The sequence below is a fragment of the Methylobacterium sp. AC433 genome, from assembly GCF_979253015.1.
This window is the reverse complement of record NZ_CEEDBN010000009.1, coordinates 32,625-49,382: the sequence shown is the minus strand read 5'-3', so window position 1 is coordinate 49,382 and position 16,758 is coordinate 32,625. Positions and strand designations below refer to the sequence as shown.

General features: G+C 69.4%; 14 protein-coding genes. 10 read left to right on the top strand and 4 right to left on the bottom strand.

Features of this window, described 5'->3' with window-relative positions; genetic code table 11:
• Positions 1 to 133: 133 nt before the first annotated feature.
• Positions 134 to 1,306, top strand: coding sequence for a GGDEF domain-containing protein (locus AC0IWM_RS14165; protein WP_471755968.1), 1,173 nt, complete (start codon positions 134 to 136; stop codon positions 1,304 to 1,306).
• 6 nt (positions 1,307 to 1,312) lie between these two features.
• Here AC0IWM_RS14165 and AC0IWM_RS14160 read toward each other — a convergent pair whose 3' ends face one another.
• Positions 1,313 to 2,239, bottom strand: coding sequence for a peptidylprolyl isomerase (locus AC0IWM_RS14160; RefSeq protein WP_471756158.1), 927 nt, complete (start codon positions 2,237 to 2,239; stop codon positions 1,313 to 1,315).
• A 271-nt stretch (positions 2,240 to 2,510) separates the two neighbouring features.
• On the opposite strand from AC0IWM_RS14160, the gene AC0IWM_RS14155 reads away from it, so the two are divergent.
• The 5 genes from AC0IWM_RS14155 (at position 2,511) to AC0IWM_RS14135 (ending at position 7,785) form a co-directional block, all read left to right on the top strand.
• Positions 2,511 to 2,840, top strand: a complete 330-nt coding sequence (locus AC0IWM_RS14155) for a hypothetical protein (RefSeq protein ID WP_471755966.1) — start codon at positions 2,511 to 2,513, stop codon at positions 2,838 to 2,840.
• 246 nt (positions 2,841 to 3,086) lie between these two features.
• Positions 3,087 to 5,981: a preprotein translocase subunit SecA gene (gene secA, locus AC0IWM_RS14150; RefSeq protein ID WP_471755964.1), complete on the top strand. Its 2,895-nt coding sequence runs from the start codon at positions 3,087 to 3,089 to the stop codon at positions 5,979 to 5,981.
• Positions 5,978 to 6,391: a GNAT family N-acetyltransferase gene (locus tag AC0IWM_RS14145; protein WP_471756156.1), complete on the top strand. Its 414-nt coding sequence runs from the start codon at positions 5,978 to 5,980 to the stop codon at positions 6,389 to 6,391. The genes secA and AC0IWM_RS14145 overlap by 4 nt, the downstream gene beginning before the upstream one ends.
• A 222-nt stretch (positions 6,392 to 6,613) precedes the next feature.
• On the top strand, positions 6,614 to 7,330 hold the full coding sequence (locus tag AC0IWM_RS14140; protein WP_471755962.1) for a cell wall hydrolase: 717 nt from the start codon (positions 6,614 to 6,616) through the stop codon (positions 7,328 to 7,330).
• 146 nt (positions 7,331 to 7,476) lie between these two features.
• Positions 7,477 to 7,785 carry a hypothetical protein gene (locus tag AC0IWM_RS14135; protein WP_471755960.1) on the top strand — a complete coding sequence of 103 codons (309 nt, stop codon included), beginning with the start codon at positions 7,477 to 7,479 and terminating at the stop codon, positions 7,783 to 7,785.
• A gap of 79 nt (positions 7,786 to 7,864) precedes the next feature.
• Here AC0IWM_RS14135 and AC0IWM_RS14130 read toward each other — a convergent pair whose 3' ends face one another.
• Positions 7,865 to 9,817: a potassium transporter Kup gene (locus AC0IWM_RS14130; RefSeq protein ID WP_471755958.1), complete on the bottom strand. Its 1,953-nt coding sequence runs from the start codon at positions 9,815 to 9,817 to the stop codon at positions 7,865 to 7,867.
• Positions 9,818 to 10,021: 204 nt separating this feature from the next.
• Positions 10,022 to 11,329, bottom strand: a complete 1,308-nt coding sequence (gene ispG, locus AC0IWM_RS14125) for a flavodoxin-dependent (E)-4-hydroxy-3-methylbut-2-enyl-diphosphate synthase (RefSeq protein ID WP_056476481.1) — start codon at positions 11,327 to 11,329, stop codon at positions 10,022 to 10,024.
• A 353-nt stretch (positions 11,330 to 11,682) separates the two neighbouring features.
• Between ispG and AC0IWM_RS14120 the strand changes: the two genes are divergently transcribed.
• The 4 genes from AC0IWM_RS14120 (at position 11,683) to AC0IWM_RS14105 (ending at position 15,490) form a co-directional block, all read left to right on the top strand.
• Positions 11,683 to 12,795 carry a patatin-like phospholipase family protein gene (locus AC0IWM_RS14120; RefSeq protein WP_471755956.1) on the top strand — a complete coding sequence of 371 codons (1,113 nt, stop codon included), beginning with the start codon at positions 11,683 to 11,685 and terminating at the stop codon, positions 12,793 to 12,795.
• Between the two features lie 57 nt (positions 12,796 to 12,852).
• A complete protein-coding gene (locus tag AC0IWM_RS14115; RefSeq protein ID WP_471755954.1) occupies positions 12,853 to 13,467 on the top strand; it encodes a sigma-70 family RNA polymerase sigma factor in 615 nt (204 codons plus the stop codon).
• A gap of 123 nt (positions 13,468 to 13,590) precedes the next feature.
• Positions 13,591 to 14,370 (top strand): anti-sigma factor family protein, encoded by a 780-nt coding sequence (locus tag AC0IWM_RS14110; protein ID WP_471756154.1) that lies wholly within the window; start codon positions 13,591 to 13,593, stop codon positions 14,368 to 14,370.
• 259 nt (positions 14,371 to 14,629) lie between these two features.
• Positions 14,630 to 15,490 carry an acid phosphatase gene (locus AC0IWM_RS14105; RefSeq protein ID WP_471755952.1) on the top strand — a complete coding sequence of 287 codons (861 nt, stop codon included), beginning with the start codon at positions 14,630 to 14,632 and terminating at the stop codon, positions 15,488 to 15,490.
• A gap of 445 nt (positions 15,491 to 15,935) precedes the next feature.
• Here AC0IWM_RS14105 and AC0IWM_RS14100 read toward each other — a convergent pair whose 3' ends face one another.
• Positions 15,936 to 16,685: a TerC family protein gene (locus AC0IWM_RS14100; protein WP_471755950.1), complete on the bottom strand. Its 750-nt coding sequence runs from the start codon at positions 16,683 to 16,685 to the stop codon at positions 15,936 to 15,938.
• Between the last annotated feature and the right edge of the window lie 73 nt (positions 16,686 to 16,758).

Here is a 16,758-nt window from a genome sequence, read left to right as displayed (position 1 = left end):
TCGTGAACGGTCATCCAGCGTCCATTTCTAGGTAACCGTGATCGTTTAGGATAGCATCGGGCAGTCATCCGACTGTCTCGAGGAGGCGAGGGGCCTTCCGGACATCCAGCGCGCGAGGGAGCGGAACCGATCGATGCTGCTCGATGCCTCGACCCTTCTGCTCGTGACCGTGATTCTGACCTTCATGGTCGGAAGCCTGTTCCTGCTATCGTGGAGTCAGGCCCGGCACGTCCACGCCCTGGCGATCTGGGGCGCCGCCCACATCACCGGCGCGATGGCCTCCGCCCTCCTGTCCTTACGCGGGATCCTACCGGACTGGGTCTCGATCGGCGTCGCCAACGGCGTGATGATCGGCGCCTACGGATTGATCTGGACCGGGACCCGCGCCTTCGAGGGCCGGCCCGCGCGCCTCATGCCGATCGCGGTGGCGGTGGTGCTCTGGAGCGGCAGCTGCCTGATCCCGGCCTTCTTCGCCTCGGTTCCCGCCCGGGTCATGCTGGCTTCGAGCCTCGCCGGCGGCTTCTGCCTCCTCGCCGCGCGCGAGATCTGGCGGGCACGGGCCGAGCCCCTGGTGTCGCGCTATCCCGGGGTCGCCCTGCTGTTGCTCTACACCGTCGCCTACTGGATCCGCGTGCCCCTCGCGATCGCCGCACCGCCGCAGACCCAGCCGAATCCGTTGCAGACGCCCTGGCTGACGATCCTGTGCCTCGCCGGCATGCTCTTCACCCTGGCGATCGCCTTCGTGTTCATGTCGCTGACGAAGGAGCGCGCGGAGCGCCTGCAGCGGCTGGCCGCCGACACCGACGCGCTCACCGGCATCCTCAGCCGGCGCGCCTTCGTGGCCCGGGCGGAGACGGCCCTGACCGACGGGGGCGACGTCACCCTGCTCCTGTTCGACCTCGACCATTTCAAGAGCATCAACGACGTGCACGGCCACGCGGTGGGCGACGGCGTCCTCGTCGGGTTCTGCCACGCGGTGGCTGCGCTGCTGCCGGGCTCGGCGATCTTCGGGCGGATGGGCGGTGAGGAATTCGCCTGTCTCCTGCGCGGCCTGACCCCGGAGGACGCCCTGGCCAAGGCCGAGTTCCTGCGCCGCGCCGTGGCCCGGATCGCCGTGGCGGAACTGCCGCAGCTCGCCATCGGCGTCAGCATCGGACTCGCGACGGCGGACGCCGCGGCTTCGGCAGCGCCCGGCCGTCGCCTCGATGCCCTGCTCAGCCGGGCCGACGCCGCCCTCTACCAAGCCAAGCGCAATGGACGCGGGCGGACCGAGCCCGCGCCGCGCCCGCTGCGCCGGGTCGCCTGAGGTTCGTTACGGCGCCTTCTGGGCGGGCGCGGGCGCCACGGCGGGGGCCGCGGCCGTGCGGTCGATCTTGGCGCCCTCGCGCAGCTTGAGGATCAGGTCCTGCTGCGCCTTGCGGGTGAGGTACTGGTCCACCTGCTCCCTCATCTCGTCGAAGGTCGGGACCGGCTTCGTGCGCTTCTCCTCGAGCTTGATCACGTGCCAGCCGAACTGGGTCTTGACCGGATCGGAGACCTGGCCCGGGCTCATCTTGAAGGCGGCCTCGGCGAAGGGGGCGACCATGCGCTCCTTCGTGAACCAGCCGAGATCGCCGCCCTCGGTCTTCGAGCCGGGATCCTTCGACACCTCGGCCGCGACCCGGGCGAAATCCTCGCCGCCCTTGATGCGCGCGGCGATCTTCTTGGCCTCGTCCTCGCTCTCCACGAGGATGTGGCGGGCATGCACCTCCTCCTCGGGCTTCATCGCCTTGACGGTCTGGTCGTAGAGAGCCTTGGCCGCCTCCGGTGTCGCCGCCTTCTTGGCCTCCCGCTCCAGGTACTCGTCGAGGAGGAGCTTGTCTTTGAAGTAGGCGAGCTTGCGCTGGAAGTCCGGCGAATCACCGACCTTGGCGGCCTCCGCCGCCTGGGCCCCGACCTTGAGGTCGATCATGTAGTCGACGAGCAGGGACTTCTTCTGGGCGTCGTCGACCCCTGGCAGCGACAGGGCCGGATCCTCCGCCGCGATGGCGAGATCGCCCGCCGTGATCGGCGCCCCGTTCACCTTCGCCACCACGGTCTCGGGGGCCACCGGGGCGGCCGGAGCCGCGGGTGCGGCCGGCGCGGCGGCGGGGGCCTGCGCCCGTGCGGAGGCCAGCGGCAGGCTCAGGGCCAGGGCGACGGCGCCCGTGCGCAGGAGACCCGTGGGCAGGAGGCCGGGGCGCGAGAGGGACTTGATCATCGTCATGGAGGCGTCCTTGGGAGCGCCGCCCGCGTCCCGGCGCAGGCCGGCCGGAGGTCGTCGCATGGGGCGGTCGAGAGAGACGGGCGGCCGGAAGCCGCGGTTTTGCCGCGACATCAGGTGGCGCGTGCGGGCGCCGATGGCAAGCACGGTCGTGGCGCGGAACGGTCGAATCCAAGGGCGGGGTCTCGGCGAATGCGACGGGTTCCCGAGAGGCGTCGTTAAGCCGGTCCGCCTAGCCTCACCCGGTCCAATCGTCGAGGAGATCACGATGCGGGGAGGTCTCGTCGTCGGAGCGGCCGTGCTCGCCCTGATCGTCGGCCTGGCAGGCGAGGCCGAGGCGCGGGGGCGCGGGTTCCGTGGTGGCGCGCGCGGCGGACAGGCCGGAGGCGTCGTCCTCGTGTCCTCCGGCGGCGCCGCGGCGTCGGTGTCCCGGCCCCGCCTCGACCCCGCTCCCGGAGCGCGCGATCCCGGCCTGCGCCGGGTGATGCCCTTACTCGCCGCGAGTCCTCGGGCGCCCCGCGAGCTCCGGACCGCCGAGATGGGATGTGAGCCCCGGCGGGTGGTCGGCGCCGGCGCCGGTTTCTGCGTCATCAACTGACAGCGGGCCGTCGAGCCCGGTCATCGCGCGCCGGATCGAAACGGAGCCGTACCGCGTTTGTGTGCGACGTCGGCTGCCGCCCGCTCGGGCGCGCGGCATCGTCCGCCCGCTCTGCGCAGGCCCCGCCGCATCCCGCTTCCGGCCGTTGAGGCCGGGGCGGCTCTTTCGGATGCGCCGGCCCGTGTTTACCTCTATAAGCCCGGCCAACATTCGCCTTCAGACTTTTCGATCGACCGTAGGTTCACGATGCTCGGTGCCCTCGCCAAGAAGATTTTCGGCTCGTCCAACGACCGGCGCGTGAAGGGCTATCGTCCCCGTGTGGCCGAGATCAACGCCCTGGAGCCGCAGGTCGCCGCGCTCTCGGACGACGACCTGCGCGCCCGCACCACCATGCTGAAGGCCGAGCTCGCCGCCGGCAAGACCCTCGACGACATCCTCGTGCCCGCCTTCGCCACCGTGCGCGAGGCTGCCAAGCGCGTGCTCGGCCAGCGCCACTTCGACGTCCAGCTCATCGGCGGCATGGTTCTGCACGAGAGCGGCATCGCCGAGATGCGCACCGGCGAGGGCAAGACCCTGGTGGCGACCCTGCCGGTCTACCTCAACGCCCTCTCGGGCCTCGGCGTCCACGTCGTCACCGTGAACGACTACCTCGCCGCCCGCGACGCGGAATGGATGGGCCGGGTCTACCGCTTCCTCGGACTCACCGTCGGCACCATCGTGCACGGTCTCGACGACGAGCAGCGGAAGGAGGCCTACGCCTGCGACATCACCTACGGCACCAACAACGAGTTCGGGTTCGACTACCTGCGCGACAACATGAAGTACGAGCTCTCGCAGCTCTCGCAGCGCGGGCATAACTACGCGATCGTGGACGAGGTCGATTCGATCCTGATCGACGAGGCGCGGACCCCGCTCATCATCTCAGGCCCGGTGGACGACCGTTCCGAGCTCTACGTCTCCGTCGATGCCCTGATGCCCCACCTGGAGCGCGAGCATTACGACCTCGACGAGAAGCAGCGCACGGTCTCGCTGACCGAGAGCGGCAACGAATTCGTCGAGGATCTCCTGCGCGGCGCGGACCTTCTGAAGGAAGGCGATCTCTACGACGCGCACAACGTCTCGCTGGTCCATCACGTGAACCTGGCGCTGCGCGCCCACACCCTGTTCACCCTGGACAAGGATTACATCGTCAAGAACGACGAGGTGGTGATCATCGACGAGTTCACCGGCCGCATGATGCAGGGCCGGCGCTACTCGGAAGGCCTGCACCAGGCCCTGGAGGCCAAGGAGCGGGTGACGATCCAGCCCGAGAACCAGACGCTGGCCTCGATCACCTTCCAGAACTACTTCCGCCTCTATTCCAAGCTCGCCGGCATGACCGGCACCGCCTCCACCGAGGCGGACGAGTTCGCCGAGATCTACAAGCTCGAGGTCGTCGACATTCCGACCAACAAGGAAGTCGAGCGCGTCGACGAGGACGACGAGGTCTACCGGACAGTGGGCGAGAAGTACGACGGCATCATCGCCGAGATCGAGAAGGCGCATGCCCGCCACCAGCCGATCCTGGTCGGTACCGGCTCGATCGAGAAGTCGCAGCATCTCGCCGAGATGCTGGTCAAGGCGGGCTTCCGCCAGCTCGACTACTCGGATCCCAATGCCCTGACCGACGTCTACGCCGCCGCCCGCGAGGGCCGGGTGACGAAGCGCTTCGCCGTGCTGAACGCCCGCTTCCACGAGCAGGAGGCATACATCGTCGCCGAGGCCGGCGTGCCCGGCGCCATCACCATCGCGACCAACATGGCTGGCCGCGGCACCGACATCAAACTCGGCGGCAACGTCGAGATGCGGGTGGAGAAAGAGGTTGCGGGCGTGCCCGAGGGTCCGGAGCGCGACGCGAAGATCGAGGCGATCAAGGCCGAGATCGCCGAGAACCGCGACAAGGTCCTGGCCTCAGGCGAGCCGGCCGATCCGGCCGCGGGCCGCAAGGTCGCCCTGCCGGGCGGCCTCTACATCATCGGCACCGAGCGCCACGAATCGCGCCGCATCGACAACCAGCTGCGCGGCCGCTCCGGACGCCAGGGCGATCCCGGCCGCTCGAAGTTCTACCTGTCGCTCCAGGACGACCTGATGCGGATCTTCGGATCCGACCGCATGGACGGCATGCTGACCCGTCTCGGCCTGGAGCAGGGCGAGGCGATCATCCACCCCTGGATCAACAAGGCCATCGAGAAGGCGCAGCAGAAGGTCGAGGCGCGCAACTTCGACATGCGCAAGAACGTGCTCAAGTACGACAACGTCATGAACGACCAGCGCAAGGTCGTGTTCGAGCAGCGCCGCGACTTCATGGGCCAGGAGAGCGTGCGCGAGACCGTGGACGAGATGCGCCACGGCGTCGTCGACGACCTCGTCGCCGTGCACGTGCCCGAGAACGCCTATGCCGAGCAGTGGGACATCGAGGGCCTGCGCGAGCGGGTCCAGACCGTACTCAACCTCGGCGTGCCGGTGGAAGACTGGGCCAAGGAGGAGGGCATCGCCGACGAGGAGATGCGCGACCGCCTGCGGCAGGCCGCCGACGAGGCCTATGCCCAACGTACCGAGAAGAACACGCCCGAGGTGATGACCTATGTCGAGAAGCAGGTGCTCCTGCAGACCCTCGATCACCTCTGGCGCGAGCACCTCGTCACCCTCGACCACCTGCGCCAGGTGGTGGGCTGGCGCGGCGTCGCCCAGCGCGATCCCCTCAACGAGTACAAGTCCGAGGCCTTCGAGCTGTTCAACAGCCTGGTCGCCGCCCTGCGCGAGCAGGTGACGCAGCAGCTCTCGCGCATCGAGATCATGTACGAGGAGCCGCCCGCGGAGGGCGCCGACAATCCCTTCGCCCAGCCCGGCCTGCCGCCGATGTTCGCCCAGCACCTCGATCCCGTCACCGGCGAGAACGAGATGGCGGGCCACGGCTCCGGCAGCGACGGAGGCGGGGGACCCGCCTATGGCTACGCCGCCCGCGAGATGGCCACGGACACGGCCGTTCTCGAGCGTAACCCGGACGATTCCTCCACCTGGGGCCGCGTCGGGCGCAACGAGCCGTGCCCCTGCGGCTCGGGCAAGAAGTACAAGCACTGCCATGGGACGCTGACGGCCTGAGCGTGCCGGACGTCGCCTACGGCATCGAGCCCGGCCTCGACGCGGCGGAATTCCGCCGCGTCCTGATCGAATCGGGTCTCGCGGCGCGCCGCCCGGCCGACGACCTGCCGCGCCTCGCACGGATGCTGGCGCAGGCCGACCTCGTGGTCACCGCCCGGCGGGACGGCGACCTCGTCGGGGTCGCGCGCACGCTCACCGATTTCGTGTTCTGCGCCTACCTCTCCGACCTGGCCGTGAGCCGCTCGGTCCAGGGCCTCCGGATCGGCCAGGGTCTGATCGCGGCCACCCGCGCGGCGGTCGGGCCCCAGGCCTCGCTCCTGCTGACGGCCGCCCCCGGTGCCGTCACCTTCTACGATCGGATCGGGATGCCGCGGGTCGCGGACGCGTTCCGCTACGACCGCGAGGCCTGACCCGCCGCCTCGGAATTGCCGCCTCTGCCCGAAAACGAACCCATTTGGTGGTCAAGCCTAATGGATACGCTTGTGGGAGTGGGACAAGGCGGCATGCAGGACATCCGATCGGCGATGACGCTCCCTCTACTTGGTCTACTCCTGGTGGTTCCGGCTCTCGGTGGTTGCAATACCTATGCGGGTGCACCTACGTCGACCGGTTCGACGATCGCAGCCAAGCCGGTGTCTGTCACCGACGAGGAGCGCGACTGCCTTGGCCGGGCGATGTACTTCGAGTCCAATCGCAGTGACTCCGAAGGCCTGCTCGCCGTCGGCACGGTGGTGATGAACCGGCTCGAGGCCGCCGCCTTCCCCAATGGCGGGATCTGCGCCGTGGTCGGCCAGCCCCGGCAATTCGCCCCCGGCGTCCTGACGAAGAAGATGGACGAGAAGAGTCTCCAGAAGGTCGCCGAGGTCACGGATGCCGTCCTCGACGGCCAGCGCCATCCCAAGGTCGGTCGGGCGATGTACTTCCACACCGCCGGCCTGCGCTTCCCCTACAACAACATGCACTACGTGGCGGTGGCCGGCGGCAACGCCTTCTACGAGAAGCGCAAGCCCGGCGCCGTCGTGCAGGCCGAGCCGCCGGTCCCGGCGACCGCCCTCGCCTTCGCATCCGCCCAGGCCCCCGCGGCGCCGACGATGCCCGTGGTTGGTGCCCCGGCTTCCGTTCCGTCGGCCCCCGCCTCGGCCGTGACGGCCCCCGCTCCCGTGACACCGGCCGCGTCAGCGCCGAGCGCGCGCGCGGCTCCGATCCGCACGGCGCGGGCCACCGAGGAGAAGACCGATCCCGCCGCCAAGGCGACGAAGCCCTCCCGCAGCCGCGTCGCCCTGACGCCGGCCGCCCTGGCCCCAGAGCCGCTGATCCCGCCGCCCGTCCTCAACCTGCCGAGGCCGTGAGCCGGCCCTCTAAAGAGCGAATCGCGCCGCCGACGGGATCCTGATCCGCCTCCGGTTCCAGCACCCCGCGTGCCGCTTTCGGTCGCGGGGATCGGCAGGACCGTCGCCCTACTTCCCATCGGGCCTTCCCTTCACCGCAGGTCACGATGAGCATTCTTCGTCCGGTCGCCCGCCTCGCCACGGCGTGCACGCGCGCACTTGTCCGCAGCCTCACCGGGAGCTTCGATGCGCTGACGGGTCCGGTCGGACGCCTGAACGACCGCGTCGAGGCCCATCTCCTCGATCGGACGCCGCTGCTCAGGGCCTATTACGGGCGTTCCACGCATCGGAAGGCCGCCGCGCCGCTGCCCTTCCTCGACGAGCCCATCGATCTGGCGCTGCGCGGCGGGATCCGCGAGCCCGCGCCGGGCCGACCGGCCGAAGCCGGGGCGTCGCCGCCATCGGTCGTGGCATGAGCCCGGCGCGACGCTTCGAAGCCCGCTGATCCGGTCACCGCGGTCACATCGGATCGGGCCCCCGCCTTCGGAGCCTTCCCTAAACGGTGACCTGGGTCCCCACCTCGACCACGCGGCCGGTGGGGATCTGGAAGAAGTCCGTGGCGTCGTTGGCGTTCTTGGCCAGGGTGATGAAGATCCGGTCCTGCCACAGGGGCATGCCCGAATGGGCGGCCGGCCGGATCGAGCGGCGCGACAGGAAGAACGAGGTCGCCATGATGTCGAACTTGAAGCCCTGCTTGCGCAGCAGCGTCAGGGTCCGGGGGATGTTCGGCGTCTCCATGTAGCCGAACTTCATCACGACCTTGTGGAAGTGCGGGCCGATCGGCTCGATGTGGATGCGGTCGGCTTCCGCGGCCCGGGGCGTGTCCACGGTCTCGACGGTGAGCACCACGTTCTTCTCGTGCAGCACCTTGTTGTGCTTGAGATTGTGCAGCAGGGCGGCGGGGGCGATGTAGGGATCGCTGGTGAGGAACACAGCCGTGCCGCGCACGTGGTGCGGCGGGCTCTTCTCCAGCATGCTGACGAGCTCGGTCAGCGGCACGTCGGTCTTGCGCGTCTTGTTGATGAGGATGCCCACCCCGCGCACCCAGGTCCACATCATGACGATCAGGGCGCCCGCGAAGAGCAGGGGCACGTAGCCGCCCTCGAACACCTTCAGCATGTTCGACAGCAGGAACAGGAACTCCACCGCCGCGAAGGGCAGGATCGCGAGGCCGGCGGCCCAGGGCGACCACTTCCAGGTCTTCCACAGCACCAGGAAGGCGAGGCTCGCGGTGATCAGCATCGTGCCCGTCACGGCGATGCCGTAGGCCGAGGCCAAGGCCGCCGAGGAGCGGAACAGCACGGCCAGGATCACCACGCCGACCATGAGCAGGGCATTGATCTGCGGCAGGTAGATCTGGCCCGAATGCGATTCGGAGGTGTGGCGGATCTCGAGGCGCGGCAGCAGGCCGAGCTGAATCGCCTGGCGCGACAGGGAGAAGGCACCGGTGATCACCGCCTGGCTCGCCGTGACGGTGGCGGCGGTGGCCAGCAGCACCATCGGCAGCAGGCCCCATTCGGGGACGAGCTGGAAGAACGGATCGGTGGTGTCGGGCTTCGACAGGACCAGGGCCGCCTGACCGAAATAATTCAGCACGAGGCAGGGGCCGACGAGGCCGAGCCAGGCGATCTGGATCGGCCGGCGCCCGAAATGGCCGAGATCGGCGAACAGCGCCTCGGCCCCGGTCACGGCCAGGAACACCGCGCCGAGGGCCACCAGGGCGCCGGTCCCGTGTCCGAGGAGATAATGGACCGCATAGTACGGGTTCAGGGCCCAGAACACGTCGGTGTTGGCGATGATGTGGGGCAGGGCGGCCAGCGCCATCGCGCCGAACCACACCGCCATGACCGGCCCGAAGAAGGACGCCACCTTGCTGGTGCCCCGCACCTGGATGAGGAACAGCGGTACGATGATCGCGATGGTGATCGGCAGCACGTAGGCTTCGAAGGCCGGGGTGACGAGTTTCAATCCCTCCACCGCCGAGAGCACCGAGATCGCCGGCGTGATGATCGCGTCGCCGTAGAACAGGGAGGCGCCCAGCAGGCCGAACATGAACACCACGCGGGAGCCGCCCAGCGCGGTGCGGGCGAGCGCCATCAGCGAGAGGATGCCGCCCTCGCCGTTGTTGTCCATCCGCATCAGGATGACGACGTACTTGATGGTGACGATGAGGACGAGCGCCCACAGGATCAGCGAGGCGACGCCGAGGACTTCCTCGCGTAGGAGGATGCCGTCGGCGCGCGCGGAGACGAGCGCCTCGCGGAAGGCGTAGAGCGGACTCGTCCCGATATCGCCGTAGACGACGCCGATGGAGCCGAGGATGAGGGTCCCGAGGCTCGCGGGCGCGTGGGCGCGCGCGGTCTCGGCGGCCCCGTCGGCGAGGCCGGGCGGGCTGCCGGCTCCCTCGGACTTGGCGGCGGGCGCGCTCGAAGGGGCGGTCTGCGTCATTCGGCTCGATCGAGGCTCGTTGCGAGCCCAACGTCTCGCGGCGCGGCTTCAGGCCGCGCGCGGGAACGCCGGGGCCGTCCCGACGGCGTCGGGCGGCGAGGGACGATTGCGTTCACGCTATCATGCGGCGCAGCATGCGAGAACGGCAACCTCACCGAAGGCCGCCGTTCCGTCACAGGAGCTCGCGCCGTCCTGTGGCGTTCGTTACTCGGCGGCGGTACGGGCGCCGGAGCCGAAGCGCCGCTCGATGTAGTCGGTGACCACGGTCTCGAAGTCCTTGGCGAGGGTCGGCCCGCGCAGGGTCATGGCCTTCTTGCCGTCGATGAAGACCGGGGCCGTCGGGGTCTCGCCGGTACCCGGCAGGGAAATGCCGATATCGGCATGCTTCGATTCGCCGGGACCGTTCACGATGCAGCCCATCACCGCGACGTTGAGGCCTTCGACGCCCGGATAGGCCTTCTTCCATTCCGGCATCGAGTTGACGATCCAGCTCTGGATGTCGCGGGCGAGCTCCTGGAACGTGGTCGAGGTGGTGCGGCCGCAGCCCGGGCAGGCGGCCACGAGGGGCACGAATGTGCGGAAGCCCATGGTCTGCAGGAGTTCCTGGGCGGCCTTCACCTCCACCGTGCGGTCGCCGCCCGGCTCGGGGGTCAGCGAGTAGCGGATCGTGTCGCCGATCCCTTCCTGCAGCAGCACGCCGATGGCGGCGGATGCGGCCACCAGGCCCTTCGAGCCCATGCCCGCCTCGGTGAGGCCGAGATGGATGGCGAAGTCCGAGCGGCGCGCCACCTCGCGGTAGACCGCGATGAGATCCTGCACCGCCGAGACCTTGGCCGAGAGGATGATCTTGTCCTTGGACAGGCCCAGTTCCACGGCGCGCTCGGCCGAGGTGAGAGCCGACTGCACCATGGCCTCACGCATCACCGCGCGGGCGTCGATGGGCCGGGGCGAGCGGGCGTTCTCGTCCATCAGGTGGGTGAGCAGGGCCTCGTCGAGGGAGCCCCAGTTCGCGCCGATGCGCACGGTCTTGTCGTAGCGGATCGCCTGCTCGATGATGGTCGAGAACTGCGTGTCCTTCTTCTCCTTGAAGCCGACATTGCCCGGGTTGATCCGGTACTTGGCCAGCGCCTCGGCGCAGGCCGGATGGTCGGAGAGGAGCTTGTGACCGATGTAGTGGAAGTCACCCACCAGCGGCACGTGCACGCCGATGCGGTCGAGGCGCTCGCGGATTTTCGGCACGGCGGCCGCGGCCTCGTCGCGGTCGACGGTGATGCGGACGAGCTCCGAGCCGGCCCGTGCCAACTGGGCCACCTGGGCCACGGTGCCGTCGATGTCGGCGGTGTCGGTGTTGGTCATCGACTGGACGACGATCGGCGCGCCGCCGCCCACCGTGACCGCACCTTCGCCGGACCCGATGGTGACGCCGACCGTACGGTGCCGGGGGCTCGGGCCTGCGATCTCGGGGCCGGTGCCGCTGATCGGGTTGACGGGGGTCGCGTCCATGATGTCCATCGTTGACTGTGCGCTCCGAGGAACGTCCGCCGGCGGCCGGGAGCCGCTACCCGGCCGGTCCGGGCCGGGTGGCGGCGTTCCGATGCCGCGAACTCTACGCCCTCGATCGTTTAGCTGAGATGACGGCGGGCGGGCGTCAAGTCCGCTGCGTCACCCGGCATCCCGGACGGCACGGCGAACGCGCTGATCGTATTCGGCTCCTCCCATGTCCCATCCGGGCGACGATGTCGAGTTTCCGGACTGGTCCGGGAGGCAGGGCTGCGTGACGGACAGGGAACCGCTGCGCGTTCCGGCCTGTTTGTGGCCTTGCGGCACCATATATTGCGGTGCAGCATCAGCCTCGGGAGATCCGCATGCTCGATCCGCATCAGGAACCACCGGTCGATTCGCTCATCGACGTCCCCGTCGAACGGGACCTGCGAATGCAGCCGGCCGCCGGGACCCGCGTGATGGCGGGACCGCGGGCGGAGAAGACGGTGGCCCTCGCCCTGCAGGGCGGCGGCGCCCACGGGGCCTTCACCTGGGGCGTGCTCGACGCCCTGATCGAGGACGGGCGCCTCGGCTTCGAGGCGATCACCGGCGCCAGCGCCGGGGCGATGAACGCCGTCGTGATGGTCGACGGCTGGCTCGAGAATGGTCCCGAGGGCGCCCGCAGCGCCCTGGCGCGGTTCTGGCGCGAGGTCAGCCTCGACGGTGATCTGTGGCCGGCCCAGCGCCGCGCCTTCAGCGGCCTGTTCGAGTTCTGGTCGAACAACCCCATCGCCGAGTTCTGGGGTCGGGCCCTGAAGACCAGCCCCTACACGTCGAACCCGTTGAACTACAATCCCCTGCGCAAGGTGCTGGCCGCGCAGGTGGATTTCGATCGTCTGCGCGCGGCCGAGACGGCGGCGGTCTTCGTCTCCGCCACCAACGTCTGGACCGGCAAGCTCGCGGTGTTCGAGCGCGAGGCCCTCAACGTCGACCACCTCATGGCCTCAGCCTGCCTGCCGACCGTGTTCCAGGCGGTGGAGATCGACGGCGTCCCGTACTGGGATGGCGGTTACCTCGGCAATCCGCCGCTCTACCCGCTCTATCGCGGTGCCGAGACCCGCGACATCGTCCTGGTGCAGATCAACCCGGTGGAGCGCCGCGAGACCCCGCGCACGCCCCAGGAGATCCAGGACCGGCTCAACGAGATCACCTTCAACGCCAATCTGATGCGCGAGCTGCGGGCCATCGACTTCGTCGATCACCTCATCGCCGAAGGGGTTCTCGGTCGGGGCGAGTACCAGTCGCAATACGTCCACCGCATCGACGGCACGGGGGCCCTCGACGAGTACCAGGCCTCCTCGCGCCTCGATGCCCGCTGGCGGGTGTTCGAGCGTCTGCGCGACAAGGGCCGGGGCGCGGCGCAGGCCTGGATCGCGGAGAACTACGATCAGATCGGCCGGACCTGTACCCTCGACCTCCAGGCGACCTACCGCTGATGCGCGCGCGCATGGACCGGCTGGATTAAGACCACCGGTTCGTGCGTTGATGCTCCTATGACGACCGAACCGAACCGGCCCGGCCCCACCGCCATCGTCGACCTGCTCGTACCGCTCCGGCGCTACGCGCGGGCCCTGACGCGCGATACCCTCAGGGCCGACGACCTCGTGCACGACGCCCTGGTGCGGGCTCTCGAATCGGGTCAGGCGGCCCGGCCGAACACCAATCTGCGCACCTGGATGATGACGGTGCTGCACAACGTCTTCATCGACGAGCAGCGCCGGAAACGGGTCGAGGCCCGCCACGCCGACACGCTGGTCCAGATGAGCGAGGAGATGGCGCCTCCGGCCCAGGAAGCGCAGGTGCGGCTCGCACAGATCCGGCGCGCCTTCCTCACTCTGCCGGAGGAGCAGCGCGCGGCCCTTCACCTCGTCACCCTGGAAGGAATGGCCTACGCGGATGCGGCGGCCGTGCTCGGGATTCCCATCGGCACGCTGATGTCGCGCCTCGGTCGGGGCCGGGCCGCCCTGCGGGCCTTCGAGGAGGGCGAGCGCCAGGGAGGTGGCGTCGCGGAGCGGCGCCAGAGACTCGCCGCCGAGCGGCCCCGCCTGCGCCTTGTCTCCCAGGACGATGTGGACGCCGCGCCGCGCCGGGCCGTCGGCGACCCCTGACGCTTTCGAAGACCGGGACGGAGCGCCCACGCGGGCCGATCCGTCCCTCGCGCGGCCGGGACTCCTTGTCCGGGGACGCGCCCCCTGTATTTGACCGGAGCCGACGCCATGGAACAGACCGCGATGATCGATCCGATCACGGAAAACGACCTCATTGCCTTCGTGGACGGGCAGCTCGACGGCCTGCGCCGCCTGGACGTGGAGGCGCATCTGGCGCGCAACCCCGAGACCGCGGCGCAGATCATGGCCGAGCTGCACGACCGAGACGCCCTGCGGCAGGCCTTCGCCGCCCTGCCGGGCCTCGGACCTGAGCGCAATCGGGCCGCCGCGCGCCGCCTCGACCGGACCCTGGCCTGGCGCCGGTTCGGCGACCGACTGCGTCGGGCCGCGGTGATCGCGCTGCTCGTCGGTACCGGCTGGCTCGCCCATTCGGACGGCCCCTTCCTCGGCGTGCCGGACACGTTCGCCTCGCCCGTCGATCCGGCCCTGGTGGCCGATGCCCGCCACGCCCGCGAGGCGGCGCAGGTCCGCGCCCGCATCGCCGCGCAGCGGGGCGACCAGGCCCAGGCCTACGACCGCGCCGGCATCGCGGCCGCCACCGGCATCGCGCTGCCCGACCTGCCGGCCGACTGGACGGTCCGGGACCTGCAGGTCGTGCCGGCCCGGAACGGCACCGGCATCGAGGTGATGATCGACGCCGGCAAGCTCGGCGAAGTCTCGCTCTTTGCCACGCGCAGCCTCGAGGGTCATGTCGCTCCGAGCGAGGTCACGAGCCCCGGCGACGGCGAGACGGCCTATTGGACTGCCGGCCACTCGGCCTACGCCCTCAGCGGCGGTCGCGATCATGCCGGGCTCGAAACCGCGGCGCGCAGCCTCGCAGGCCGAACCGCGACGAAGCTCTGAACCCGGCTCCGGCCGGATCGGATCACGCACCGCTCGATCCGTCGTGCCTTCCCGGGCGCGGCGGATCGCTCGTCGTGACCGACCCGCGCCCCGGCAGAAACGGAGAAACCAGATTTCTGTCGAAATCCTGCCTGCACTAAGGGAAACACTGGAGGCAGTTCCGTCAGCGTTCAGATGAGGCCTGCCATAGGCTTGTTGTAAAGGAGTTCTATACTCCTGCGACACCTGCTCTGTGCTGCCCTCTGACACCGAGACGCCGATGGCCCGCCTGTCCCAGATCCTGATGTTCCTCGCGGTCGCGCCGATCGGAGTCGTCCCCCTGCGGGTTCTGGCCCAGGAAGCGGCGCAGAAGCCGGCCTCGGCTCCCGCCGTCGGCGTCGCGCCGCTGACGCCGGGCAAGCCGGCCCGCATGCCCTACCTCTCCGAAGCGCAGGCGCCCGATACCGTGGCGATCCTCGGCGCGCCGCCCCGGGGTCAATCGGCGGCCGAGGCCGCGGACAAGGCGGCCTTCGTCGCCACACGCGCCCTGAAAGGCACCCCGCGCTGGGCGCTGGCCACCACCGACGTGGCCGATGGCGCTTCGGCGATCCTCGACGATTTCGCCTGCGTCATCGGTCAGCGCATCGAGCAGTCGCGGGCGCCCGCCCTGATGACCTTGCTGGAGCGCGCGCGCCTCGACATCGCTCAGGCCACGCGGGGACCGAAACTGCATTACCGCCGCCTGCGCCCCTTCGTCGGCAACGATGCGGAAATCTGCGTGATGCGCACGGGCGACCTCGGCAACGCCTTCAGCTTCCCGTCGAGCCACGCGACGCAGGCCTGGACCTATGCGGCGATCATGGCGGCCCTGATGCCCGAGAAGGCGACGCAGTTCTTCGTCCGCGCCCGCTCCTACGGCGAGAGCCGCATCGTCTGCGGCCTGCACTGGGCCAGCGACATCGAGGCCGGACGCACCGCTGCCAGCGCGGTCTTCGCTGCGCTTCAGGGGGATGCCGGCTTCCGGGCCGACCTGGAGAAGGCGCGCGCGGAGCTCGCCAAGCTCGTGGGCGCGGGCGGCCCGGCCCCGGACCAAGCGATCTGCGCCCGCGAGGAAGCTGCCGCGCGGGAGCCTGTGCTGTAGTTTTCCAGATTCTGTAAACCTTTAGAAACAAGAAGGTTTCTCTTGCGACCGGGTGCCGGAATGCCGGGAATCGTGCTTTTTCCATCCAATTGGTCCGCATTCCTGAGCGTCATTCGGTTGCTGACCGTAGCCCTCCTCTCCGGCTCGGCAACGGCCCAGGAACGGAGTGTCTAGCTTGATCAGTCGAGCGTCGCGGGCGCTGACATCGGAACAGGGCAGGGCAGCGCCATAGCGGGACCGGCCAGGTTTCGAGCCAACGTCTACAGCGTGTTCGACCGCGACGATCGTACCGGCCAGACCGGTTTCGGCTAACCGCGGCCAGCCGCGCCAATGCATTGGGAACTGGTCTACCGCTGGCGTGACGCAGTTGGATGCGATGAGGCCCGGCCGATCATGCGGCCGGGCCTCGTCATCAGTTTTCCCGTGAAACGTTAACCATGGCGCATCAGCGCCTGGTCGCCGTTCCGGCCTGGCTCCGCTTGCGGCGCCGGGCCAGCATGTTCAGCCCCTCCACGCCGGCCGAGAAAGCCATGGCGGTGTAGATGTAGCCCTTCGGCACGTGGGCGCCGAAGCCCTCGGCGATCAGCGTCATGCCGATCATGATCAGGAATCCCAGCGCCAGCATCACCACCGTCGGATTGGCGGCGATGAAGCGCGACAGCGGATCGGCGGCCAGCAGCATCACGGTCACGGCGGTGACGACGGCGATCACCATGATCGGTACGTGCTCGGTCATGCCCACCGCCGTGATGATGCTGTCGATGGAGAACACGAGGTCGAGGACGAGGATCTGGCCGATGGCCGCAGCGAAGCCGAGCCGCACGGCGCTGCTCCCGGGCGCCTCCGGCTCCGGGTCGACGGAGTGGTGGATCTCCTTCGTGGCTTTCCACAGCAGGAACAGGCCGCCGGCGATGAGGATGAGGTCGCGCCACGAGAAGCCCTTGCCGAACACCTCGAAGACCGGCTGCGTCAGGGCAACGATGTACGCGATGGTGGCGAGGAGGCCCAGGCGCAGGATCAGGGCGAGGCCGATGCCGATGCGCCGCGCCTTCTGCTGGTCGTCGGGCGGAAGCTTGTTCGTCAGGATCGAGATGAAGATGAGGTTGTCGATGCCGAGCACGACCTCCATCACCACCAGGGTGGCGAGGGCCACCCAGGCGGTGGGATCGCTGGCGAGTTGAAGCAGGCTGTCCACGTGGGCCTCGTTTCGTCGGTCAGGGTCGCTCCACGAGCGGCGTCGCGCCGGGAGCAGGCGTGAAGAGGGAAAG